At 68.7% G+C, this 24,096-nt stretch carries 22 protein-coding genes; 11 read left to right on the forward strand and 11 right to left on the reverse strand.

The window, feature by feature from the left end; genetic code table 11:
• Positions 1-8: 8 nt before the first annotated feature.
• From TSH64_RS13320 to TSH64_RS13335, 4 genes are all read right to left on the reverse strand, one after another.
• Complete coding sequence (locus tag TSH64_RS13320) at positions 9-476, reverse strand: preQ0 transporter (RefSeq protein WP_109445523.1); 468 nt, start codon at positions 474-476, stop codon at positions 9-11.
• 150 nt (positions 477-626) lie between these two features.
• Complete coding sequence (gene cimA / locus TSH64_RS13325; RefSeq protein WP_109445525.1) at positions 627-2,228, reverse strand: citramalate synthase; 1,602 nt, start codon at positions 2,226-2,228, stop codon at positions 627-629.
• 175 nt (positions 2,229-2,403) lie between these two features.
• Positions 2,404-3,291: an NAD(P)-dependent oxidoreductase gene (locus TSH64_RS13330; RefSeq protein WP_109445527.1), complete on the reverse strand. Its 888-nt coding sequence runs from the start codon at positions 3,289-3,291 to the stop codon at positions 2,404-2,406.
• 30 nt (positions 3,292-3,321) lie between these two features.
• Positions 3,322-3,747: a tellurite resistance TerB family protein gene (locus tag TSH64_RS13335; protein WP_109445529.1), complete on the reverse strand. Its 426-nt coding sequence runs from the start codon at positions 3,745-3,747 to the stop codon at positions 3,322-3,324.
• Positions 3,748-3,887: 140 nt separating this feature from the next.
• On the opposite strand from TSH64_RS13335, the gene TSH64_RS13340 reads away from it, so the two are divergent.
• Both TSH64_RS13340 and TSH64_RS13345 read left to right on the forward strand, forming a co-directional pair.
• Complete coding sequence (locus tag TSH64_RS13340; RefSeq protein WP_109452611.1) at positions 3,888-4,835, forward strand: AEC family transporter; 948 nt, start codon at positions 3,888-3,890, stop codon at positions 4,833-4,835.
• A 205-nt stretch (positions 4,836-5,040) separates the two neighbouring features.
• Complete coding sequence (locus tag TSH64_RS13345) at positions 5,041-6,732, forward strand: HAMP domain-containing methyl-accepting chemotaxis protein (protein WP_199237553.1); 1,692 nt, start codon at positions 5,041-5,043, stop codon at positions 6,730-6,732.
• 40 nt (positions 6,733-6,772) lie between these two features.
• Here the strand turns inward: TSH64_RS13345 and TSH64_RS13350 are convergent, their stop codons facing one another.
• Entirely contained in the window at positions 6,773-9,538 is a 2,766-nt protein-coding gene (locus TSH64_RS13350; RefSeq protein ID WP_109445533.1) for an ATP-dependent DNA helicase, read from the reverse strand.
• 112 nt (positions 9,539-9,650) lie between these two features.
• On the opposite strand from TSH64_RS13350, the gene mtgA reads away from it, so the two are divergent.
• The 3 genes from mtgA to TSH64_RS13365 all read left to right on the forward strand — a co-directional run bounded on the left by mtgA (position 9,651) and on the right by TSH64_RS13365 (position 12,598).
• On the forward strand, positions 9,651-10,325 hold the full coding sequence (gene mtgA / locus TSH64_RS13355) for a monofunctional biosynthetic peptidoglycan transglycosylase (RefSeq protein WP_109445535.1): 675 nt from the start codon (positions 9,651-9,653) through the stop codon (positions 10,323-10,325).
• Positions 10,326-10,409: 84 nt separating this feature from the next.
• Positions 10,410-10,934 (forward strand): flagellar basal body-associated FliL family protein, encoded by a 525-nt coding sequence (locus TSH64_RS13360; RefSeq protein WP_109445537.1) that lies wholly within the window; start codon positions 10,410-10,412, stop codon positions 10,932-10,934.
• A gap of 293 nt (positions 10,935-11,227) precedes the next feature.
• Positions 11,228-12,598, forward strand: coding sequence for a DEAD/DEAH box helicase (locus TSH64_RS13365; protein ID WP_109445539.1), 1,371 nt, complete (start codon positions 11,228-11,230; stop codon positions 12,596-12,598).
• Between the two features lie 122 nt (positions 12,599-12,720).
• Here the strand turns inward: TSH64_RS13365 and TSH64_RS13370 are convergent, their stop codons facing one another.
• From TSH64_RS13370 to cobS, 3 genes are read right to left on the reverse strand one after another with little or no spacing between them, the layout of a single operon-like run.
• Complete coding sequence (locus TSH64_RS13370) at positions 12,721-13,251, reverse strand: pyridoxamine 5'-phosphate oxidase family protein (RefSeq protein WP_109047958.1); 531 nt, start codon at positions 13,249-13,251, stop codon at positions 12,721-12,723.
• A 52-nt stretch (positions 13,252-13,303) separates the two neighbouring features.
• Positions 13,304-13,948: a histidine phosphatase family protein gene (locus tag TSH64_RS13375; RefSeq protein WP_109445541.1), complete on the reverse strand. Its 645-nt coding sequence runs from the start codon at positions 13,946-13,948 to the stop codon at positions 13,304-13,306.
• Complete coding sequence (gene cobS / locus TSH64_RS13380) at positions 13,945-14,781, reverse strand: adenosylcobinamide-GDP ribazoletransferase (RefSeq protein WP_109445543.1); 837 nt, start codon at positions 14,779-14,781, stop codon at positions 13,945-13,947. The genes TSH64_RS13375 and cobS overlap by 4 nt, the downstream gene beginning before the upstream one ends.
• A 141-nt stretch (positions 14,782-14,922) precedes the next feature.
• On the opposite strand from cobS, the gene def reads away from it, so the two are divergent.
• Genes def through truA form a run of 3 tightly spaced genes read left to right on the forward strand, consistent with a single transcriptional unit; the run spans position 14,923 to position 17,168 of the window.
• Complete coding sequence (gene def / locus TSH64_RS13385; protein ID WP_109445545.1) at positions 14,923-15,435, forward strand: peptide deformylase; 513 nt, start codon at positions 14,923-14,925, stop codon at positions 15,433-15,435.
• A 33-nt stretch (positions 15,436-15,468) separates the two neighbouring features.
• Positions 15,469-16,425, forward strand: a complete 957-nt coding sequence (gene fmt / locus TSH64_RS13390) for a methionyl-tRNA formyltransferase (RefSeq protein ID WP_109445547.1) — start codon at positions 15,469-15,471, stop codon at positions 16,423-16,425.
• 5 nt (positions 16,426-16,430) lie between these two features.
• Positions 16,431-17,168, forward strand: a complete 738-nt coding sequence (gene truA, locus TSH64_RS13395; protein ID WP_109452613.1) for a tRNA pseudouridine(38-40) synthase TruA — start codon at positions 16,431-16,433, stop codon at positions 17,166-17,168.
• A 6-nt stretch (positions 17,169-17,174) separates the two neighbouring features.
• Here truA and TSH64_RS13400 read toward each other — a convergent pair whose 3' ends face one another.
• The gene (locus TSH64_RS13400) at positions 17,175-18,194 is read right to left on the reverse strand and encodes an alpha/beta hydrolase (protein WP_247873370.1); all 1,020 of its coding nucleotides are present in this window, start codon (positions 18,192-18,194) and stop codon (positions 17,175-17,177) included.
• Between the two features lie 2 nt (positions 18,195-18,196).
• A complete protein-coding gene (locus TSH64_RS13405) occupies positions 18,197-19,081 on the reverse strand; it encodes a LysR family transcriptional regulator (RefSeq protein ID WP_109445551.1) in 885 nt (294 codons plus the stop codon).
• Between the two features lie 85 nt (positions 19,082-19,166).
• Between TSH64_RS13405 and TSH64_RS13410 the strand changes: the two genes are divergently transcribed.
• Positions 19,167-19,772 (forward strand): cysteine hydrolase family protein, encoded by a 606-nt coding sequence (locus TSH64_RS13410; protein WP_109445553.1) that lies wholly within the window; start codon positions 19,167-19,169, stop codon positions 19,770-19,772.
• A gap of 44 nt (positions 19,773-19,816) precedes the next feature.
• Here TSH64_RS13410 and TSH64_RS13415 read toward each other — a convergent pair whose 3' ends face one another.
• Positions 19,817-21,427, reverse strand: coding sequence for an ABC transporter substrate-binding protein (locus TSH64_RS13415; RefSeq protein ID WP_109445555.1), 1,611 nt, complete (start codon positions 21,425-21,427; stop codon positions 19,817-19,819).
• Between the two features lie 199 nt (positions 21,428-21,626).
• On the opposite strand from TSH64_RS13415, the gene TSH64_RS13420 reads away from it, so the two are divergent.
• Both TSH64_RS13420 and TSH64_RS13425 read left to right on the forward strand, forming a co-directional pair.
• Positions 21,627-22,646, forward strand: a complete 1,020-nt coding sequence (locus TSH64_RS13420; protein WP_109445557.1) for an aspartate-semialdehyde dehydrogenase — start codon at positions 21,627-21,629, stop codon at positions 22,644-22,646.
• 86 nt (positions 22,647-22,732) lie between these two features.
• Positions 22,733-24,043: a branched-chain amino acid ABC transporter permease gene (locus TSH64_RS13425; protein WP_109445559.1), complete on the forward strand. Its 1,311-nt coding sequence runs from the start codon at positions 22,733-22,735 to the stop codon at positions 24,041-24,043.
• Positions 24,044-24,096: the final 53 nt, after the last annotated feature.

A 24,096-nucleotide genomic window follows, 5' to 3' on the forward strand; every position in this document is an offset into this window, starting at 1 on the left:
GCGCAGCCTTACGCCGCGACCGCCACACGCCCGTCGCGGGCGCGCATCAGCAGCCAGACCACCGAGACACCCAGCAGCTTTGACGCGAAGCTGGCGGCCCAGACGGCCGGATCCCAGACGTCCAGCATGCCGAAGAAGATGGCGGTGTCGACCGGCACCGACAGGGCGGCGCTGATCCACAGCCGGTCGCGCAGCGGGCGGCGGGTGACGGTGAAGACCGCCCAGTCGATCATCTCCGACACGGCGAAAGCGGCGACGCTGGCGGTGGCGACGAAGGGATCGGTCAGCAGATAGGACAGCACGGTGCCGCTGAGCATGGCGGCGAGTGCCCAGTGGCCGAAGCGCACCTGCACCATGTCGCGCAGGATGAAGATCAGGCCGGCCCAGCAGGACCAGACCAGATCCAGGTGCGGAAACAGGCTGAAGGCGAAGTTGATGGCAAGAATGCTGCCGATATAGGCGGCGAGCCAGAGCATGGCGATGATCCTCCGAGAGCGGACCCGCGGCAATACGGGCGCTGATGACCGGAGCCGGCCCCGCGTGAATGCGAGCGCCCCGAGAAACCGCTCTAGCTAACAGAACATCGCCATGCTGGGAAGGTGCCGCGTGGCCCTTCGCGCCGTCTCTCAGACCGGTTTCGCCTCGCCCTTCATCAGGGCGTAGGTGTAGCTGTCCACCAGCGCCTCCATCGAGGCTTCGATGATGTTGGTGGACACGCCCAGCGTCGACCATTCGGTGCCGTCGGTCCGGGCGCTGCGGATCAGCACGCGCGGCATGGCGCCGGTGCCGTCCTTGGCGGCCAGGATGCGGACCCGGTAGTCGGACAGGCTGACCCTGGCGAGCGCCGGATAGGCTGGCTCCAGCGCCTTGCGCATGGCGACGTCGAGCGCATGTACCGGGCCGTTGCCGTCCGCCACCTCCATCCGCACGGCGTCGCCGACGCGCACGCGCACCACCGCCTCCGATTCCACCACCAGCTTGCCGACCGCGTTGTAGCGGCGCTCGTCAGTGACGTGGAAGCGCAGCAGTTCGAAGAAGCGCGGCACCTCGCCCAGCTCGCGCCGGACCAGCAGCTCGAAGCTGGCCTCCGCCGTATCGTAGGCGTAGCCGTCGCTGTCGCGCTGCTTGACCAGGTCGAGCAGGCCGGCAAGGCGGTCGTCCCTCGCATCCACCGCCATGCCGATGTCGCGCAGCCGCACGATCAGGTTGGAGCGGCCGGCCTGGTCGGACATGACGATCTGGCGGCGGTTGCCGATGGCCTCGGGTGCCACATGCTCGTAGGAGGACGGGTCCTTCTCAACCGCTGAGACATGCAGCCCGCCCTTGTGGGCGAAGGCGCTGGCGCCGACATAGGGGGCGTGGCGGTTGGGCGCGCGGTTCAGCCGGTCGTCGAAGGCGCGGCTCAGCTGGGTCAGGAGAGGCAGGTCCTCGCGCCGGATGCCGGTCTCGTAGCCCATCTTCAGCATCAGCGTCGGGATCAGCGAGACGAGGTTGGCGTTGCCGCACCGCTCGCCCAGCCCGTTGATGGTGCCCTGGATCATCCGCGCGCCGGCCCGCACCGCCGCCAGCGAGTTGGCGACCGCATTCTCGGTGTCGTTGTGGCAATGGATGCCGAGCCGGTCGCCGGGGATGCCGTGTGTCTCCACCACCTCGCGGACGATGGCGTCGACTTCGTGCGGCAGCGTGCCGCCGTTGGTGTCGCACAGCACGATCCAGCGCGCGCCGGCCTCGAACGCCGCCCTGATGCAGGACACGGCATAGGCCGGGTTGCGCTTGTAGCCGTCGAAGAAATGCTCCGCGTCGAACAGCGCCTCGCCCTTGGCGGCGTGCAGGGTTGCGATGCTGTCGCCGATGAGGTCGAGATTCTCCTCGCGCGGGATGTTCAGCGCCACGTCGACATGAAAGTCCCAGCTCTTGCCGACCATGCAGACCGCCTTGGCGCGCGACTGGGCCAGGGCCGTCAGCTGCGGGTCGTTGGCGGCGCTGCGGCCGGGGCGGCGGGTCATGCCGAAGGCGGTGAAGGTGGCGCGCGTCAGCTCCGGCGCCTCGGCGAAGAACTGGTCGTCGGTCGGGTTGGCGCCCGGCCAGCCGCCTTCGATGTAATCGATGCCCAGCCGGTCGAGATCCTTGGCAATCGCGATCTTGTCGGCGACCGAGAAATCCACGTCCTGGGTCTGCGCCCCGTCGCGCAGCGTGGTGTCGTAGAGATAGATGCGCTCGCCCGTCATCGCCGCCTGACCTGTCAAGACAAAGGGATAGGCATCGGTTTGCCACCCTGTGGAAAGTCGGGAGAATGGACGATGCAGCGCGTATCCTCAACCGTTTTGACAAGAAACTTGCGGGAAGCGGGTCTTCTTCGCAATGGAAGGGAATGGCGGAGCGTTGCGCCCCGCCTTCCGGGGATCAGCGGGCGAACAGCCGGTAGAGCGCGGAATGGTCCAGCGCGCCGTCGCCCTGGTCCACCAGCATCTCGAACAACTCCAGCGACAGGCCGAGCGTCGGCAGGTCGATGCCGGACTGCTGCGCCAGCTCCTCGGCCTGGCGCAGATCCTTGACCTGGGTGGTGACGCGGCCGCCGGGGGTGAAGTCGCCGCTGACCATGCGGCCGCCATGCAGGTCGAGGATGCGGGATTCGGCGAAGCCGCCGCGGATGGCGTCCCGCACCTTGGCCGGATCGGCGCCGGCCGCCCGGGCGAGCGCCAGCGCCTCGGCCACCGCGCCAATGGTCAGGGCGACGATGACCTGATTGGCCGACTTGGCGATCTGGCCGGCGCCGCTGTCCCCGACATGGGTGATGCGGCGGCCCATCGCCTGCAACACCGGCAGGGCGCGGGCGAAGGCAGCCTCGGACCCGCCGGCCATGATGGTGAGGATGGCGCCCTCGGCCGCCACGGTCCCGCCGGAGACCGGCGCGTCGAGCCACTCCGCCCCGGCGGCGGCGACGCGCTGGGCCAGCGCGCGGGTGGCGGCGACGGCGGTGGTGCCCATGTCGATCACCAGATGGCCGGGACGCAAGCCCGGCAGCAATGCCTCGGCCACCGTTTCCACCGCCGTGGTGTCGGTCAGCATCAGGATGACGATGCCCGCCTGTCCGGCGACGGCGGCCGGGCCGGTGGCGGCGATCATCCCCTCCGCCGCCAGTTCGGCGACCGGGCCGGGGCTGCGGCTGCTCACCACCAGCTCCGCGCCGGCACGGGCGAGCGCTCGGGCCATCGGCTTGCCCATCAGGCCAAGCCCGATGACGCCGACGCGCTGGCCGGCGAGGTCAGGGCGGATGGTTTCTTCGGTCATGTCGAGGCTTTCACTATACGTGGATTAGGGTCACAGGCGCATGTGGCGGGCACGGGCACCGCGCTCGATGGCGGCGGCGCAGAGCCGGTCGACCCCCAGCCGGTGGCGGATCAGTTCCAGCATGCGCAGTTCCTCCTGCGATGCCTTGGGATCGGCGGCGGCGATGTCGCAGGCCACCGCATAGGCGGTCTCGCGCAGCTTGGGCGGCAGCGCCTGCTCGATGATGGTCAGTACCGTGTCCAGCCCGTCATTGTCGGAAAGCATGGCGGTGCATTCGCGGGTGGCGGCCATCACCTGATCGCCGCTGTAGTCCTTGAAGATCGGCAGGTAGCGCACATTCTCGCCGATGGCTTCCAGTTCAAGGTCGGTCATGTCGCCGTCGCAGGCGGACACCAGGACCATGACGTAGATGAGTGCGCTGTGGTGGTCGATCATGGAGTCGGTCGGCTTTCTCATGGGGCGGTCTCCGCTGGGGAGTGGTCGCGTGTAAGGTCGGCAATCTCGAACGCCGCTTCCGCCGCGTCAAGGGTGCCATGCCGGGAGTGGAGGGGTCGGCCGCTCGACGCGACGGTTGGCGTTGCCTATTGTCGCGCACCATGAACGTCGTCCTCAATGTCGCATTTCCCGTATTCGCCATCATCCTGGCCGGCTTCCTGTCCGGGAAGTCGAAGCTGCTCGGCGCCGCCTCGTCGGAGGCGCTGAACAAGTTCGTCTATTGGATGGCGCTGCCGCCGGTGCTGTTCCTGGGCACGGCGCGGCGGTCGATCCCGGAGATCTTCAACGGCCCGTTCATCGGCGCCTTCCTGGGATCGATGCTGCTGGTCTATGCGCTGGGTGCTGTGATCGGCCGCCTCGTGTACCGCGAGCGCACGCAGATCCAATGCATGCAGGGGCTGAACTCGGCCTTCTCCAACACCGGCTACATGGGCATCCCGCTGTTCCTGGCCGCCTTCGGGCCGGACCGTCTCGCTCCCACCATCCTGGCGACCGTCATCATGAGCGCCATCATGGTCGGCATCGCGGTGATCTGGATGGAGTTCGCCAACAGCCAGGGCAGCGGGCTGGGCAAGGCCCTGCGCGATGTCGGCCGGGCGCTGGCGAAGAACCCGCTGATCCTGTCCACCGCCGCCGGCCTCGCCTGGTCGGCGCTGCTGCCCGGCGTCGCGGTGCCGAAGCCGATCGCGACATTCTGCGAACTGATGGGCTCCCCCGCCGGCCCCTGCGCGCTGTTCGCCATCGGCCTGTTCCTGGCCTCGCAGCGGCTGACCGCCGGGTTGGCGGAGGCGGGCTGGATCAGCGCGCTGAAGCTGCTGGTCCATCCGGCGCTGGCCTGGGTGCTGACGCAGACGCTGTTCCCGATGGACCCGTTCTGGACCGGCAGCGCGGTGATCCTGGCGGCATTGCCGACCGGTGCCCTGACCTTCGTGGTGGCGAGCCAGTACCAGACCTATGTGGAGCGCACCTCCTCGGCCATCCTGGTGTCGACGGTGCTCAGCGTGGTGACGCTGTCTGCATTGCTGGCGGTGTATGCGCCGGGCGGGTGATCGGCATCCGCTGTGAGTCTGCGATGCAATCTCATAGAGATTGTCTCTGTTTTGGCTTGGTCCGTTTGTCTTTTGAACAGTTTGCCGCCGGTTCCTTAAGGCAATTTTTACCGTGTTAACCTAGGTGATTCTGGAAATGCTTTCGCCGTGTCGGTCGAAGTCGGCAGGGAAACCGCTTTTTTCAGGGATCAACTGAGGTGTCGTTGTGAAACTTATCGAAAATCTCCGGATCGGCACGAAAATTTATGCAGTGGTGGCGCTTCTCAGCCTGATCACGCTGGGACTGTCGATCTACATAAGCAACCGGATCGGTGAGATCGACGACCGCTACAGCAGCCTGATCGATGGAGACGTGACGTTTTCGCTGAAGCTGGAACGCATGCGCGGCGACCTCGCCAACCTCGGCCGTCAGGCCAACAACGTGCTGCTGCTTCAGGATCCCGCGGGACTTCCGCCTCTGGTCAAGGCGATGGACGACATCCAGGCGGCCATCGCGGATTCGAGCGCGGTGATGAACCGTCTGGCCAGGCCCGAAAACAAGGACAAGGTGACCCGGATCGTTGAGCTGACGGCAATGGTGAAATCCTCGCTGCCCAAGCTCTTCGCGGCGAAGGAGAAGGCCGATCATGCCGGAGCGGCCGCCATTTATGGGAAGGAAGGGCGTCCCCAGGTGGTAGAGGCCTTCAACATGGCGGCGAAGCTGTCTGACGAGGTGTCGGCCGGAGTGTACCGTTCGTCCGACGATCTGACCGTCAAGACCAACCAGACGGTGTTCAACTCCCTGTCGATTGCGATCGGGCTCCTCGTCTTCGGTGCCGTGGGGTCCGCGCTGCTGGTCGTCTATGGCATCCGTCGTCCGGTTGCCGCCCTGAATGCCGCGATGGTGCGTCTGGCGACCGGCGACACCACGACGGAGGTGGCAGGGGCCGGCCGTGGCGACGAGGTCGGCGAAATGGCGCGGACGGTGGAGGTGTTCAAGCAAAGCATGATCCGCACGCGCCAGCTGGAACAGGACGCCAAGGACGCCGAGGCCCAGGCGGCTGCGGAAAAGCGCCAGGGGACTCTGGACATGGCCCGGTCCTTTGAAGAGCGGGTCGGCTCCATCGTCGATGCGGTCGGCAGTTCCGCGACCGAGTTGCAGGCCACCTCGTCGCAGCTGGCCGCCGCCGTCGAAGAGGTCGGCGCCCAGTGCACCGCCGTCGCCGCCGCGTCGGAGCAGGCGAGCGCCAATGTCCAGACGGTCGCCGCCGCGTCGGAGGAGCTGTCCGCCTCGATCGGCGAGCTGTCCGACCGCGTGGGGCGTGCCGCCGACCGCTCCCGCCTGGCCGCCGAAGGGGCCGGCGAGGCCCAGCGTCAGCTTGATCTGCTGTCCGCCTCCATCGATCAGGTCGATCAGATCGTGGCTTCGATCAATGCGGTGGCCAGCCAGACCAATCTGCTGGCGTTGAACGCGACCATCGAAGCGGCCCGCGCCGGCGAGGCCGGCAAGGGCTTTGCCGTCGTCGCCAGCGAGGTGAAGAACCTTGCCAACCAGACCCACGCGATGACCGAGCAGATCACCAACCAGATCGGCGCGGTCAAGGCGGCGTCGGGCCGGACGGTCGGCGCGATGCGCAGCATCATCGGTCAGGTGGAGGAGATCAGCAACTCCACGGCCGATATGGCGCAATCGGTGAACCAGCAGAGTGGTGCCACGTCCGAAATCAGCCGCAACGCCCAGCAGGCGGCGGTCGGCACGACTGAGGTTTCGCGCAACGTCCTGGGTATTCAGCAGGCGGAGAACGAAACGGGGGCCGCCACTAACAACGTCAAGCATGCGTCGGACGATCTCGCCCGGCAGGCTGCGATGCTGAAGCAGGCGATGGACAGCTTCCTCAGCGAGTTGCGCGCCGCCTGACAGGCCATAGAACGGGAAATGGCGAGGGGTAGACTGCCCCTCACCACCCCCGCAGGAACTCCGCCGTCTCCTCGACCGCCTGCTTCAACCCGACCCGCCGCATCTCCACGCCGTCGGGGAAGGCGCCGGCCAGCCGGCTCGGCATCATCGGGTCGAGCAGGACGAAGATGCCGGTGTCGTCGGCCCGGCGGACCAGCCGGCCGAAGGCCTGCTTCAGGCGCAGCCGCGTGATCATGTCCTCGTAGCGGCGGCGGCCAAAGGCCTCGCGCCGCGCGCGGTGCAGGATGTCGGGACGCGGCCAGGGCACGCGGTCGAAGACGATCAGGCGCAAGCTGCGCCCCGGCACGTCCACCCCGTCGCGCACCGCGTCGGTGCCGAGCAGGCAGGCGTGCTCCTCGTTGCGGAAGATGTCGATCAGGGTCGAGACATCCAGCGGATCGACATGCTGGGCATAGAGCGGGATGTTCGCCTGATCCAGCGGCTCGGCGATGCGGTCGCGCACGGCGCGCAGCCGGCTGATCGCGGTGAACAGGCCGAGCCCGCCGCCGCCCGCCGCCAGGAACAGCGATTTGTAGGCCGCCGAGACCTGTCCCAGATCGTCCTTGCGCACGTCGTTGACGACGAAGACGCGGGTGCGGTTCGGGTAATCGAAGGGGGAGGGGACCTGGGCGCGGATCGCCGGGGCCGGCAGGTGGCTGGCGCCGCAGCGGTCCTCCGCCGCGCGCCAGTCCTGGCCGATGTCGCCGGTGCCGTCGGTCAGCGTGGCAGAGGTCACCACCAGCCCATGGGCGGGACCGGCCAGCGCCTCGGCGAAAGGCACCGTCGGATCGACCCAGTGGCGGTACAGCCCGACATCGATGTCGCGGCCGTCGATCCGCTCCACCGCGAACCAGTCGACGAAATGCGACGGCGTCTCGGTCGGCAGGGTGCGCAGCATGGCACGCCACCCCTCGACCGTCAGGGTCCCGCGGCGGTGCAAACTGCGTGACAGCGCGTCGATGCGGCGGCGCTGGTCGGAGTCGAGTTCGGCGCTCTCATCCTCCAGCCGCTGGGCCAGCCGGCGGGCCAGCGCCTCCACCGGTTCGGACAGGCGGACCAGGGACTGCTCCAGCTCCGCCGCGGCCTCCAGCAGGCCGTCCACCGGATAGGCCTTGTCGGCCTCCAGGCTGTAGGGGCCGCCCTGGCCGGCGGTGCGGGCATAGACCTGCTGGCGGGCGAACAGCAGGAAGCGCTCGGTCGGTCCCTGCGGGTTGTCGGCGGCCAGACGCGCCGACCAGCCGTCGGCCGGCAGGACGCGGGCGCCGATCAGGATGTCGTCGAGATGGCGCAGAGCCTCCTCATCGCCGGCGACGATGTCCTCCAGCCGGCGCTTCAGGCCGCGGGCGCGGCTGCGTCCGGTCTCCTCGGCGCCCAGCAGCCAGCGGCGCAGCTCCTGAGTCTCGCGGCAGGTCAGATGGCCGGCGAAGGCGCTGTCGGCGGCGTCGAAGACATGGTGCCCCTCGTCGAAGACATAGCGGCTGGGCAGCGTCGGCTCCTCGCCGCCACCGAGAGCCGCCTGCACCATCACCAGGGCGTGGTTGGCGATGACGATGTCGGCGCGGCGGGCGCGGCGCACGCTCTTCTCGATGTAGCAGCGGGCATAGTGGTCGCAGGCGGAATAGATGCACTCGCCGCGGCGGTCGGCCAGCCCCATGGTCGGCCCGCGCCCGGCGATGTCGACCAGCCAGCCGGGGAAGTCGCCGCCGGTCATGTCGCCGTCGCGCGTCGCCGCCGCCCAGCGCGCCATCAGCCCGACGCCGACGGCGTTGTGCGGCTGAAACGGCATGGCGCGCACCGCCTCCTCCAGATTCAGCAGGCATAGGTAGTTCTCGCGCCCCTTGCGCAGCACCACCTTGCGCGCCTTGGTCGCCGGGTCGGCATAGAGCCGGTCCAGCTCGGCGTCGATCTGGTGCTGGAGATTGCGGGTGTAGGTGGAGATCCACACCGTCCCGCCATTCTTCTCCGCCCACACCGTGGCCGGGGCCAGATAGCCCAGCGTCTTGCCGACGCCGGTCCCGGCCTCCGCCAGCACGACATTCGGCGTGTCGGGCAGCTGGCGCGGGGCGAAGGCGGCCGACACCGCGCTGGAATAGTCGGCCTGCTGCGGCCGCGGTTCCGCGATCCTGCCCAGCACATTGGCCGACAGCATGGCGGCGAGGCGGCGACGCGCCTCGTCCGGATCGACCGGGTTCTGGGCAGGCGGCGGCGGCGGTGCGCCCTCCTCCCACTCCTTGATCCGGGTCCAGACGCGCAGGCCCGAGCGGGCCGCACCCTTCTCCGGCCCGTCCGGCTTGCCGAGCGCGGCCAGCACCGCCGACGTCCAGGGCCAGCCGGCGCGCCCCATCTCCCAGGCGAAGGCGACGGGGTCGGAGGACTCCTCCCGTCCGGCAGCACCCAGATCGCCCAGCAGCCGGCGCACGGCGCGCTGGAGAGCCAGCGCCTCAGCCTCGTGACCCTCAGGCGTGGGCAGGTCGAGCGCCTCGGCGATGCCGCGCGGGGTGGGGACGCAGAAACGGGCAGGGTGGACGAAGGCGAACAGCTCCAGCACGTCGAAGGCCGGGAAGGCGTCGATCCCCAGCCGGCGGGCGAAGGCGCGGGCATGGCAGACCAGAGGCGGCTGGCGGCGCACCTTCGCCGCGGCGGCAGCCAGCGACAGCTCCTCGACCTCGCCGTCGAGGGTCAGCGACACGACACGGCGCGCGCCGGCCACCATGGCGGGCGCGTTGTCGAGACTGTTGATCGGGGTGGGGTCGGCGGTCAGGTCCATCGGCGGCACTATATGGCGGTGGCGTGCCGCAAAGCGAGCGCCGCATGTTGACGGAACGCCGCCTCACCCCCATTGAGGGAGGTCCAGGGGAGCCGAGCGGAGACGGAGCTGTATGCGGAAACTGCTGCGCTGGGCGCTGATCGGGATCGCGGGGCTGATGGCCTTCACCATCCTGTGGGCGGCGCTCTACCGGGTCGTGCCGCCGCCGGCGACGCCGCTGATGCTGATCCGGGCGCTGGGCGGTTCCGGCCTGTCGCGCGACTGGGAACCGCTGGAGCGCATCTCCCCCGCGCTGGTCGAGGCGGTGATCGCCTCAGAGGACACCGGCTTCTGCGGTCATGGCGGCTTCGACTGGGCGGCTATCGAGGGCGCTTTCGAGGAGAACGAGGAGGGCCGGCGGCTGCGCGGCGGCAGCACGATCAGCCAGCAGACCGCCAAGAACGCCTTCCTCTGGCCCGACCGCAGCTGGACCCGCAAGGGGGCGGAGGCGTGGTTCACCCTGCTGATCGAAAGCCTGTGGAGCAAGCGCCGCATCCTGGAGGTCTATCTGAACATCGTGGAGTGGGACGACGGCGTCTATGGCGCCGAGGCGGCGGCGCGGCACCATTTCAACAAATCGGCCGCGGCCCTGACCCGGCGCGAGGCCGCGCTGCTGGCGGTGGTGCTGCCCAGCCCGCGCAACTGGTCGCCCACCCGGCCCAGCGCCTATGTCACCCGCCGCGCCGGGGTGATCGAGCGGCGGATGGCGGTGGTGCGGCGGGACGGGCTTGCCGACTGCGTGCGGTGAGACAGGGTGCGTCCCTCCACCGAATCTTAACACCCGACGCGCTACGCTCCACACTGCTCCCGCCCGGCCCGCAGGAGGCCGACCATGGCCACGCACCGCACGCTGCACGGAAACCTGTTCTCGACCCCGCCGCCCGACCCGTTGCGGGACGAGCTGGCGCCGCACCAAGACGCCCAGCCGGAGCCGGGAAACCCCGCCCGTCTGCTGATCGTCGTCCTGATCGCCCTGTTCACGCTGGCCGGGCTGGCCTATGCCGGCGGCATCGCGCTGGACCGCATCCTGGACCAGCGGCGGATCGAGGCGCGGATGGGGCCGAAGCCGCAATTGGCGCGGCTGCCTGCCATCGAGGTGCCGCTGGGCAGCGTTCGGGCGGTGGAGATGCAGGTCTCACTGGTGCTTGCGCCGAAGATCGAGCCCGACCGCATCCTGCGCTATCAGGACCGCATCGCCGACCGGCTGTTCCAGACCATCGGCCGGATCGACAGCGAAACCCTGACCGGCCCCGGCTCCGCCGACATACTGAAGGCGCGCATCAAGGATGCCGTGAACCGCGAGGCGGGCACCGGCCTGTTTCGCGACATCTACATCGAACGCATGGTCGTCAAGTGAGGCACGCGGGGCTCATTCTGCGATCAGCCTTGTTTTGTGCGGCGCAATAGCCTATGTAGGGCGTCTTGTTCGCTGGAGGCTCGCGCGTCTCTTGAGCGAGACGCGCTGTGATTGCGCAACGGCAGCCCTCTTGGGGGCAAACGTCCCGGTGTTCTAGGGACGCTTTGGCCGCTGCATCGGATAGACGCCTCTCCCTCTATCGACCTCCTCCCGGCGAGTCCGCCGGTATGTCCCACGCCCGCCATCGGGGCGCGCGGGGCCGTGCCGTGTTGCTTTGAGAAGGTTGTTACGACTTGACGTTTTCCGAACTCGGCCTGCACCCGCTCGTCCTGAAGGCCCTCGAGGCGTTCGAATACACCACCCCGACCCCGGTCCAGCTCGCCGCCATTCCGCCGGCACTCCAGGGCCGTGACATCCTCGCCACCGCCGAGACCGGCACCGGCAAGACCGCCGCCTTCATGCTGCCGGCGCTGACCCGCACCGCCGAGCTGCCGCTGAACGGCGCCGCCACCCCGCGTGTGCTGGTTCTGGCCCCGACCCGCGAGCTGGCCAAGCAGGTCACCGACGCCGCCCGCAAATACGCGAAGTTCATGAAGCTGAACATCGTGGACGTGGTCGGCGGCATGCCCTACCGCGAGCAGCTGCGCCTGCTGTCGCGTCCGGTCGACGTTCTCGTCTGCACCCCGGGCCGCCTGCTGGACCATGTCGCCCGCCGCCGCATCGCGCTGGACGAGGTCGAGGTGCTGATCCTCGACGAGGCCGACCGCATGCTGGACATGGGCTTCCTCGACGATGTCGAGACCATCGCCAAGTGCTGCCCGCCGACGCGCCAGACCATGCTGTTCACCGCCACGCTGGACCGCCGCATGGCGCAGCTGGCCGGCAACCTGCTGCGCAACCCGGAGCGCGTGGCCGTCGAGAGCCAGGCGACCGCGATCAACGTCGAGCAGCGTCTGCACCATGCCGACGATCTCGACCACAAGCGCCGCCTGCTGCAGCATTTCGCCGCCCAGGAAGAGGTCGGCAAGGCGATCATCTTCGCCGCCACCAAGCGTGATGCCGACACGCTGGCCGAGGAGCTGAGCGCCGCCGGCCATGCCGCCGCCGCCCTGCACGGCGACATGGACCAGACCAAGCGCAACCGCACGCTCCAGCGCCTGCGCACCGGTCAGGTCCGCCTGCTGGTCGCCACCGACGTCGCCGCCCGCGGCATCGACGTGCGCGACATCACCCACGTCATTAACTTCGACCTGCCGCGTTCGGCGGAGGACTATGTCCACCGCATCGGCCGCACCGGCCGCGCCGGCGCCTCGGGCGTTGCGATCTCCTTCGCCGCCCGTGCCGACCGCGAGACGCTGGTCCGCATCGAGCGCTACACGAAGGCGACGCTCGAGGTGCATGTGGTGCCCGGCCTGGAGCCGACGCGTCCCTTCACCACCGGCGGCGCCGGCCGTCCGGCCGGTCGCAACGGCCGTCCGGGTGGCGGCGCCGGCAAGCCGTGGCACCGCAACGGCGAGTCCAAGGGCCCGCACGCCCCGCGCGGCCCGCGTCCGGACTATGCCCGCAACGACAACCACCGCGGCGACGCCCGCCCGGACCATGGCCATGCCCGTCGTGAAGCCCACGGCAACGGCAAGCCGGCAGCCCGTGCGAAGAGCTGGTAAGCAGCGCCCCCCGCGCTTCTTAAGCCTTGAATGAAAAAGCCCTCCCTGCTGGCCTCGCGGTCGGCAGGGAGGGCTTTTTCGTGTCAGGCCGGCATCTACAGCCGGCTTTCACCAAAACGCGATTACTGGAACGCGATCTTGGCGTGGTCGCCCGGGTCCGGCGACTGGCCGGTCAGCTTCGCCTTCACATAGCCATAGGCGTAGACCATTGTGCTCGACGGGCTGTCCCAATATTCCGCCTGATCGACCGACACCTTCAGCAGCGCCACCTCGGGATCGTCCGGACCCTGGGGGAACCACGTGGTCATGATGTCGCGCCACAGGAAGCGGATCTTGTCGCGGTCGCGCACGACCTCGGCGACGCCGGAGGCGGACACGTAATCCTGCTTGTCGGGGTTGGCATAGGCGAGGTTGACGCGCCAGTGGCGGTCGATCTCGTCCACCTTCTCGGAATGGGCGCGGGTGAAGAACCACAGGGTGCCGTCCTCGAACCCGGCATGGGACAGCGTCGCCATCGGACGGGAGTTCATCCGGCCGTTGTCGTCCAGCGTGGTCATCATCGCGACCTGGACGCCCTTCATCATCTCCCAGAGCTTCTTGACATCGCCCTGGTCGGGGCTGTGGCCGTGGCCGGCGGTGGTGCTATGGACCATGGTCTGCCTCTCGTTCGGTAGCCCAACTGAGACTGGGGAACGCCCGCCGCGGTCAGAAAGTTCCGGCCTGCTGATTCACTCCCCCGACAGACCAGGATCCCGTCCCGGCGTGGTGGTGGTCGATCCGGGTCAGCGACCAGGGGTCGATCCGCAGGCGCAGCGCCGCCTCCGGCGTCAGATCGAGCGCCAGTGCCAGTGCGCCGCGGATGGTGCCGGCATGGATCACCGCAACCAGATCGCGTCCGGCATGGAGGTCGGTCAGCCGCTGCAGGGCGCCCGCAGTGCGGTCCATCACCGTGGCAAAGCTCTCGCCGCCCGGTGGGGCATGGCGGGCCGGGTCGCGCCAGAAGCGCGCCGCCGCCTCGGCATCGCGCCGGGCCGCTGTGTCGTGGCTGATGCCCTCCCAGTCGCCGAAATCCTGCTCGGCCAGCGCCGGCTCCACCACGGCGGTGCCGGCAAAGCGGGGGTTGCGGCTCCACAGGGCCTGGGCGGTCTGGCGGCTGCGGCGCAGCGGGCTGGTCAGCCACAGGGCGTCGGTGGGCAGGCCGGCTGCGAGGGCATCTGCCGCGGCGCGGTTGCCGGTGTCGGCCTCGCGGTCGCTCGACCCGCAGATGACGTTGTCCGGATTGCGGACCGGCGCATGGCGGATCAGCCACCAGCGGGTGACGGTCAGGGGGGTGAGGCTCAAGGCGGTCATGCCGCTGCTCCGATGGCCGCTGGTCCAATGAGGGCCGACAGGGACAGCAGCACCGCGGCCTCCGCCGCCTGCTGCGCCGCGCCGAAAACGTCGCCGGTGTGACCGCCGATCTGCCGCCGGGCAAGCGCCGCCACCGCGGCCACCGCCAGGAGAGCCGCCGCAAGCGCGGGAAGGACAAGTCCGCCGAGCGCCACGGCGGCGATTGCGATGCCGAAGAGGAGCGCCAGCAGCACCGTCGCCATCGCCGGCCGGCCCTGCGCCGCCGCCAGCCCGTCGCGCCGGGCCGCCGGCAAAACGCGGGCCATCGCCGCTAGCCCGCAGCGCGACAGGGCGCCGCTCGCCGCCATCGCCGCGACCGCCGCCGGCACCGGCAGGGCGGCCAGGGCGGCGGCGCGGATGCCGACCGAGAAGACCAGCGCCAGCACGCCATAGCTGCCGACCCGGCTGTCGCGCATGATCTCCAGCTTGCGCGCCAGGTCGCGCCCGCCGCCGAAGCCGTCGGCCACGTCGGCCGCCCCGTCCTCGTGCAGCCCACCGGTCAGCCGGACGGTCACCGCCAGGGCCAGCAGCGCACCGGCCAGCGGCGGCAGGTGCAGGGCGGCGGCGGCGGCGTACACCGCCGCGCCGGCCAGCCCGATCAGCGCGCCGACCGGCGGAAACCAGCCCATCGCCCGCGCCGATGCGCCCTCGGCCAAGGGGCCGCTGAGCAGGCCATTCAGCGGGCCGATGGGGGGAAGGGGCAGGCGGGTCAGGAACACCAGCGCCAGGGCGGCGTCCTGAGTCCAGCGCGGCGGCGGGGAGGGGGCGGTGGTGGCATCCGGCATGATCGGCATCGACTACGCCCAACCGGCGCCGGGCGCAACCCCGCACGGCGGGCGGTTCTGCATCGTTCGCATAGGTCCGATTCCTTGACCGAAACGCTCGGTCCGCCTACTTTGTCCGTTTGAACTTTCCCTTACCAGCATCGAGCACCCATGGCCCGTCTTCCGATCCTCGTCGCCCCGCATCCGATCCTGAAGCGCAAGGCGCAACCCGTCGCCGAAGTGGATGCGCGCGTCGTCAAGCTGATGGACGACATGGTGGAGACCATGTACGACGCCGCCGGCATCGGTCTGGCCGCTCCGCAGGTCGGTGTGCTCGACCGCGTCATCGTCGTCGACGTCCATGAGAAGGGCGAGCCGCCGAACCCCATCCGCCTCGCCAACCCGGAAATCGTCTGGTCGTCGGACGAGAAGGCGGTGTGCGAGGAGGGCTGCCTGTCGGTGCCGGAACAATATGCCGACGTCACCCGGCCCGTGCGCATCCGCGTCCGCTACCTGGATGAAAAGAACCAGCCGCAGGAGATCGAGGCCGACGGGATGCTCGCCACCTGCATCCAGCACGAGATCGACCATCTGAACGGTGTTCTGTTCGTCGACTACCTGTCGATGCTGAAGCGGAACATCCTGCTGAAGAAGGTCCAGAAGATGCAGAAGGCCACGGCCTGACCAGCCGCGCAGCAGATCGGCGATAAAAATCCAATGACCCCGCTCCGACTCGTTTTCATGGGTACGCCGGATTTCGCCGTGCCCAGTCTTGCCGCGCTGATCGAGGCGGGGCATCAGGTCGTCTGCGTCTACAGCCAGCCGCCGCGCCCGGCCGGCCGCGGCCAGCAGGTGCAGAAATCGCCCGTCCACCGCTTCGCCGATGAGCACGGCATCCCCGTGCGCACGCCCAAGAGCCTGCGCACTGCCGAGGCCCAGGCCGAGTTCGCCGATCTCAAGGCCGATGCCGCCGTGGTCGCCGCCTATGGCCTGATCCTGCCGCAGCCGGTTCTCGACGCGCCGCGGCTGGGTTGCGTCAACGTCCATGGCTCGCTGCTGCCGCGCTGGCGCGGGGCGGCGCCGATCCAGCGCTCCATCCTGGCCGGCGATGCCGAGACCGGGATCACCATCATGCAGATGGACATCGGGCTCGACACCGGCGCCATGCTGTCTCGGCAAGCGGTGGCGATCACCCCCGCCACCACCGCCAGCAGTCTGCATGACGAGCTGGCTGCACTCGGCGCCCGCATGATCGCCCCGGCGCTGGACGGGCTGGCCGCCGGCACGCTGGCCGCCGTGCCGCAGCCGGAAGACGGCGTTACCTACGCCGCCAAGCTGACGCGCGAGGATGGCCGTCTCGACTGGAACCGGCCCGCCGCCTATGTCGAGCGGCAGGTCCGCGCTCTGACCCCTTGGCCCGGCTGCTGGTTCGACGCTGCCAACGGTGAGCGGATCAAGGTTCTGGCCGCCGAACCCGTATCCGGAACCGGCACACCCGGCACGTTGCTGGACGACCGGCTGACGGTCGCCTGCGCCGGCGGGGCCGTTCGGCTGACCAGGGTGCAGCGGCCGGGCAAGGCGCCGGTCGATGGTGCGGCTTTCCTGCGCGGCTTCGCGCTGGCGGTCGGGCAGCCGGTCTCCGCTCCCGAAGCCGCCGAACCCGTGGCGGATTGACCATCGTGCAGCGCTGGAAACTGACCGTTGAGTATGACGGCCGCCCCTTCGTCGGCTGGCAGCGCCAGGACAACGGCCCCTCGGTCCAGCAGAGCCTGGAGGAGGCGGTGCACCGCCTGTCGGGCGAGGTGGTGCGGGTCCATGGCTCCGGCCGTACCGACGCTGGGGTGCATGCGTTGGGTCAGGTCTGCCATTTCGACCTGGAAAAGCCCTTCACCGGCCTGAAGCTGCGCGACGCCCTGAACTTCCACCTGAAGCCGGCGCCCATCGCGGTGCTGGAGGTGGAGGCGGTGACGGAGGAGTTCCACGCCCGCCTGACCTCGACCGGCCGTGCCTATGTCTACCGCATCGTCAACCGCCGGGCGCCGCTGGCGCTGGACTCCGGCCGTGCCTGGCACGTCACCCGTCCGCTGAACGCCGAGGCGATGCATGAAGCGGCGCAGGTGCTGGTCGGCCAGCATGACTTCTCCAGCTTCCGCGCCGCGCTGTGTCAGGCCAAGTCGCCGGTGAAGACGTTGGACCGGCTGGCCGTGGAGCGGCAGGGCGAAGAGATTCGCGTTCATGCCGCCGCCCGCTCGTTCCTGCACCATCAGGTCCGCAACATGGTCGGCACGCTGGAACTGGTCGGTGCCGGCAAATGGACGGTGGACGACGTCCGCCGTGCGCTGGATGCCCGCGACCGGGCCAAGGCCGGGCCGACCTGCCCACCGGACGGGCTCTACTTCATGGCGGCGCGTTACTGAATTGGGTCAATTGCTGATCCGCTCCGGCTGTTCGGGCATGAATTGGAGCGTCTTCAACAGACTGTCCGTTTCGACGCCCTGGGCGCAGAGGCCGGTGGCGGTTTCGCCGAAATCGACCAGACCGTGGTAGCGGGGCGGCCGGGCCCGTTCGAGCGGGACCAACCAGGCCTTGTGCCCCCGTGCCGCCAAGCCGTCGAAATACAGTCGTTGGGTACGGAACAGCACATTCGTTTCCCGCGGATCTCCGATGACCAAGATCCGGCGCGCCGGATCGTTGGGAATCAGGTCGAGCGAGCGGTAGGGATCGAACCAAGTCTCCGGCTTTGCCAAGCGGGTCTTGACGCCATGCGCCTGGAGGTAGGCTTCGTAAGCGGAGGCACCGGACGAGATGACGGCGCATTTCAGGTCGGTGCGGCGGGCCAGGAATTCGGCCGTCAGCGTGCCTCCGGCACTGCTTCCACCGAGCGACCATTGCCCGATGCCATAGCGCTTCTTGAGCAGATCGAGATGGGCGTTCATCAGCGCCGCCTCGCGCGGGGTATGGCGCATGGTCCAGAATTTGCCGGAACTGCCATAAGCTCCCGGACGGGCCAGGAAAATGAAGGGCACGCCGAAGCGTGCCGACAAGACCCGTTCCTGTTCGATCATGCCGGCGACGCTCAACCCCTCCTGATGCCCGATCTGCTGCGGCCTGGAACCCATCACGTCGCCATGCATCCAGGCCGCGACGATCGGATTTGAGCCGGGTTTCAGGCCGGCCGCGTAATAGCGCAGGCATTCGCCGCGACCGTCGACCTCCACCCAGCTGGCGGTTTCCAGCGCCTCAAACTCGGCGCATTGCGTGCGGGTGACGCTTTTCCCGGCTGCGACAACCGTGTTGGTGAAGGTTTCGTCATTGGGCCGGGACTGCGCGTGGGCGGGGACTGCCGCGACGATGGCGAGGCCCACCAGACACAGGGAGCGGAACGACATGGCGGACAGGCCTTTTGTGGCGACAGCTCGAGGGTGGTGGAGGTGGCGGGGCATCGTCAACCGCCTTCCAGCCGTTCCCGCTCCGCGGTAAAGACGGCCACCAGATGCTCGATCACCGTGCGTACCCGCGGTACGTCGCGGCGGTCGCGGTGAACCAGCAGCCAGACCTCGCGGGTTAATGGCGAGCAGGGCGGCGGACCGGACAACGGCTGCCGCACCAGTCCCGGCACGCCGTCCGCCAGCATGCAGGGCAGGAAGGCGGTGCCAAAGCCGGCGACCGCCGCTGCAAGCTGCCCCTGCACGCTGTTGGAGCGGAAGGCGACACGCCGGCCGCCGCCATGACGGTCCAGCCACAAAGCCTCCGGCAATTCCGCCATCGACTCGTCGTAGGCGATCAGGGTGTCGGACGCGTCCGGTGCCGCATACAGCCCATAGCCCAGCGTCGCCAGCCGCCGCCCGACCAGATCGCCGCGCTGCGGCCGGGCCAGCCGGATCGCCAGATCGGCCTCTCGCCGAGCGAGGCTGAGGGTGCGGTTGTCGACGATGATCTCCAGGTCCAGGCCAGGGTTGGCTGTCCGCAGCGGTCCCAGCCGGGGGATCAGGAAGATGTCGGCCAGCGCCTGGGTCATGGTCAGCCGCACGGTGCCGGTCAGCCCGGCCGCGTCGCCTTCGCGGCGTCTGATCGCCTGTGCCCGTTCGTCCATCGCCTCGGCCAGGGCGCGGACGCCTTCACCGTCCCCGGTGAGGACATAGCCGTCGGGCCGGCGCTCCATCAGGCTGCGGCCGAGCGTTGCCTCCAGCGCGGCCAGCCGGCGCCCGACCGTGGCGTGGCTCAGCCGCAGGCTGCGGGCCGCCGCCGACAGGCTGCCGGCGCGGGCCAGTTCCAGGAACACCCGCAAATCGTCCCAATCGAGCGGGCCTGTGAATTTTTGGACAGCCATCGTGCAAGCATAGCGGATGGCTGAGCATCGGTGAACGGGGCAGCATCGCCGTCATCGATTTTCAGCGACCACGGAGCCTCTCGCGATGACGACTCTTCCTGCCCGGACCCTGCGCCAGATCGTTGGTGCGCCGGCCACCCCCGCCCCCCTGGACAAGGCGGTGCTGGTGCTGATCGACTTTCAGCGCGAATACACCGACGGCGCCCTGCGGCTGTCGGGCGTCGATGCCGCGGTGGAGCGGGCCGCGGAACTGCTGGCGCTGGCCCGTGCCAACCGCGTGCCGGTGATCCACATCGTCCATCACACCGCGGCGGGCGCCCCGGTGTTCGACCCCACCGGGCCGCTGGCGCAGATCGTCCCGGCCGTCGCCCCGCGCGACGGGGAACCGGTGATCGTCAAGAAGCTCGCCAATGCCTTCGCCGGGACCGACTTGCAGACTGTGGCGCGCGACAGCGGGCGGACGGAGATGATCGTCGCCGGCTTCATGACCCACAACTGCGTGAGCAGCACGGCGCGGTCGGCGGTGGACCATGGCTGGCGGGTGACGGTCGTGGCGTCGGCCACTGCCACCCGCGATCTGCCGGACGGCAAGGGCGGCGTGGTGCCGGCGGCCGACATCCAGCGCGGCGTGCTGACCGGCCTGTCCGACAGCCTCGCCGTGGTGGTCGAGGATGTGCGCGCCTGGGGGTGAGCCCATGGACCCAAGAAAGAGGGGGCGGTGAGCCCCCTGCATCCTTACTTCTTCTCGGCCTTCCAGTAGTAGTTGGTGTCGAAGCTCGGGCCCCAGACGAGGCCGTTGACGCTCTTGCGCTCGGCGACCATCTCGGTCTGCTGGAACATGATGACGAAGGGCGAGTCGGCGAGGACCGAGCGCTGAAGCTCCTCGTACATCTGGGCGCGCTTGGCGCCGTCGCGCTCCTCGATAGCGGCGGCGGTCTTCCTGGTCAGTTCCGGAATGTCCCAGGCGTTGCGCCAGGCCAGCGGCTTGGACTTGGCGTTGTCGCCGTTGTCCGGGTTGGAGGCGAAGGTGTCGGCGTTGGAGTTCGGGTCCTGATAGTCCGCACCCCACTGCTGGATCATCAGTTCGTGGTTGCGGGCGCGGTACTTGGTCAGCACCTGCTTGCCGTCGCCGGGGATGATCTCGATCTTGATGCCGGCCTTGGCGGCGCTGGCCTGGATCGCCTGGGCCATGTCCTGGGTCGGATTGGTGTTGCGGACGTCCATGCTGACGGTGAAGCCGTCGGGATAGCCGGCCTTCGTCAGCAGCTCCTTCGCCTTGGCCGGGTCGTACTTGTAGGGGTTGTCGTTGACGGCCCCCAGGAAGCCCTTGGGCAGGAAGGCCTGATGGACGGCGCCGATGCCGTTCATGATCGTGCCCGCCATGCCGTCATAGTCGACCAGATACTTGAAGGCCTCGCGCACCTCGGGCTTTGCCAGGGTGGCGTTCTTCTGGTTCAGGCTGAGATACCACAGCGTGCCCTTCGGCGCCTGGACCAGACGGATGGCGTCGCTCGACTTCAGCGGTTCGAACTGCTCCGGCTTCAGGTTGCGCGCGACATCGACGTCGCCCTTCTCCAGCAGCAGGCGCTGGGTCGCCGGTTCCGGGATGTGGCGGATCAGCACGCGCTTCAGCTTCGGGGCGCCGCGCCAGTATTTCGGGTTGGCGTCGAAGGTCAGCAGCTCGCTCGCCTTCCACTGCTTCAGGATGAAGGGGCCGGAGCCGGCGGAGTTGGTCTTCAGCCAGCCGGCGCCGAAATCGCCGTCCTTCTCCTTGCCCTTCACCAGCTTGGAATCGACGATGGAGGCCACGTCTGCGGTCAGGCAATAGAGCACGAAGGTCGGCGCATAGACCTTGTCGGTGGTGAAGACCAGCGTCTTCGGGTCGGTGGCGCGCACCATCTGGTCGACATTCTCGGGCGTCAGGCCGAACTGGGTCAGGATGAAGGCCGGACCCTTGTTCATCTTCACCGCGCGGGAGAAGGACCACGCCACATCCTCGGCCGTCATCGGGTTGCCGGAATGGAAGGCGATGCCATCACGGATCTTGAAGGTGAAGGTCTTGCCGTCGGGCGACACGGTCCAGCTTTCGGCGGCCTCGCCTTCGATCTTGCTGACGTCGTTGACGTCGAAATGGATCAGCCGGTCATAGACCTGGGCGCTGTATTCCGCACCCGACAGCTCGAAGATCTCGCCGGGGTCGAGGCTGACGATGTCGTCGAACTGCCACGCCATCACCAGCGCGTCCTTCGGCGTGTCGGCAAGGGCGGGGGCGGCGAAACCGGCGAGGGCGAGAGCGGCGGCACCAAGAACTGTCTGCGCAATGAGGCCGCGCTTGAAGCTGGTCATCCGTGAAGTCTCCCTGGAGGCCCGTTCGGGCACTGTTGAGGGACGGAATCTTCCCGCCGCCTTCCATCGCATGTCAACCCGGCTGGAAGGCAGGTTTGATGTGGGACGGGTTGCAATTCGCAGGGAAAGTGCCTAGCTCCTAACGCCCTCCGGCACCATTCTTGTTTTCGCGGATATTCGGCAGAAGGAAACCCCCGTCATGGGCTATACCGTCGCGGTCATCGGCGCCACCGGCAATGTCGGGCGCGAGATCCTGCAAACGCTGGCCGAGCGGAAGTTCCCGGCCGACAAGGTCATCGCGCTCGCCTCCGAGAAGTCGATCGGCCAGGAGGTGTCCTATGGCGAGGACGAGATCCTCAAGGTCCAGGATCTCAACAAGTTCGACTTCCATGGCGTGGACATCGTGCTGTCGTCGCCCGGCGCCAAGGTGTCGGCCATCCATGTGCCGCGGGCGGCCGCCGCCGGGGCGATGGTGATCGACAACACCTCGCAGTTCCGCATGGATCCCGACGTGCCGCTGGTGGTGCCGGAGGTGAACCCGGAGACGCTGGTCGGCTATCGCAAGCGCGGCATCATCGCCAACCCCAACGGTGCCACCATCCAGATGGCGGTGGCGCTAAAGCCCCTGCACGACCGTTTCAAGATCCGCCGCGTCGTGGTGTCGACCTACCAGTCGGTGTCGGGCGCCGGCAAGGAGGCGATGGACGAGTTGTTCACCCAGACCCGCGCCATCTTCGTCAACGATCCGGTCGCCAAGAGCGTCTTCCCCAAACAGATCGCCTTCAACGTCATCCCCCACATCGACAGCTTCATGGAGGACGGCTCCACCAGGGAAGAGTGGAAGATGACGGTGGAGACCAAGAAGATCCTCGATCCGAAGATCAAGGTCGCTGCAACCTGCGTCCGCGTGCCGACCTTCATCGGCCATGCCCTGTCGATCAACATCGAGACGGAGGAACCGATCAGCGCCGAGGAGGCCCGCCTCGTCCTGCGCGCCGCCCCCGGCATCTCGGTGATCGACCTGCAGACCGGCGACGGCTATGTCACCCCGGTGGAGATCGCCGGCGAAAACCCGGTCTTCGTCAGCCGCATCCGCGACGACATCACGGTGGAGAACGGCCTGTCCTTCTGGTGCGTCGCCGACAACCTGCGCAAGGGCGCCGCGCTGAATGCCGTGCAGATCGCCGAGCTGCTGGTGCGCGATTACATGGTGGAGTGAAGGGACGGGGGGGGGCGGATTGCCGGCGCTTCCCACCCTTCCAAATTGTCGGTAGGCTGAACCGTCCCACCTGACCGGGCGGTTCCGTGCTCCGCATCCTGCCGCTGTTGTGCCTCGTCCTGCTGATGCTCACCGGGTGCGGCGTCGATGCCGACCAGGATGTGCTGTGCCGGAAACTGATCCCGGCCTTCGAACCCGGCCGCGTCACCGACCTGTCCACCCGCAGCTACACTGAGGACAAGCGGGTGCTGCGCGTCGATTACCGCAGCGGCAGCCAGTCCCACTGGATCGCCTGCCGTTTCGCCGGCACGTCGATGGAGGAGGGGCGGCGCACCCTGGTGGCGGTGGCGACCGATCGCAGCGGCTGGCTGACCGAGATGCGCTTCGCCATGCTCCAGCAATGGCTGCGCATCAAGCCGCCGCGCGACGCCATCGGCGGGGTCGTCGAGACTGAAAGGCCGCCGCCGACGCGCTGGACGCCCGCCCTGTTCCTGGCCCAACAAATCATCAATGCCGCCACGGTCGCCTGCGTCTATGGGCTGCTCGCGCTGGGCTACACGCTGGTCTACGCCATCCTCGGCCAGATCAATCTGGCGATGGGGGAGTTGACGATGGTCGGCGCCATGGTGACGGCGATGGCGGCGGCCGGGCTCGGCATGGCCGGCTGGGCGACATGGCCGCCGGCGCTGCTGGGCGTGCTGGTGCTGGTGATCGGCTTCACCGCGGTGCAGGGCTGGACGATGGACCGGCTGGTCTTCCGCCGACTGCGCGGGGTGCGCAGCCACACGCCGCTGATCGTCGCGGTCGGGCTGTCCATTGCCTATCAGGAGGGGGTGCGGCTGCTGCATGGCGCGCGCGACTGGTGGCCGGCGCCGGTGCTGACCGGACGCTACGACCTGCTGAGCGACGGCGCCTTCACCGTCACCGCGCTGGCCGCGCAGTTGGCGATCCTGGTGCTGACCGGCGGGCTTTATGCCGCGCTTTGGGGAATCATGCAGCGCACCGCCTTCGGCCGGGCGCATCGCGCCTGCACCGACGACATCGCGGCGGCGGAACTGGTGGGGGTGGACGTCAACCGCACGGTAGCGGCGACCTTCGCCATCGGCGGCGGACTGGCCGCGGCGGCGGGGGCGGTGATCGCGCTCTATTACGGCGGGGTGAACTTCTTTACCGGTTACCTGATCGGCTTCAAGGCGCTGGCCGCGGCGGTGGTCGGCGGCATCGGCTCGGTGCCGGGGGCGATGCTCGGCGGCGCCCTACTGGGGCTGGTCGAGACCTTCTGGTCAGCCTATTTCGCGCTCGCCTACAAGGACATCGTGGCGTTCGGGCTGCTGACGCTTTTCCTGATCTATCGGCCGCAGGGACTGATGGGACAGGCAAGGGGCAGGGGGGACTAGCGAGAAAGCTTTGGCGTGGGCGCCCCCTCCCTCCGCAGTCGGACAGAGGGGGC

This window comes from Azospirillum sp. TSH64 (assembly GCF_003116035.1).
GTDB lineage: Bacteria > Pseudomonadota > Alphaproteobacteria > Azospirillales > Azospirillaceae > Azospirillum.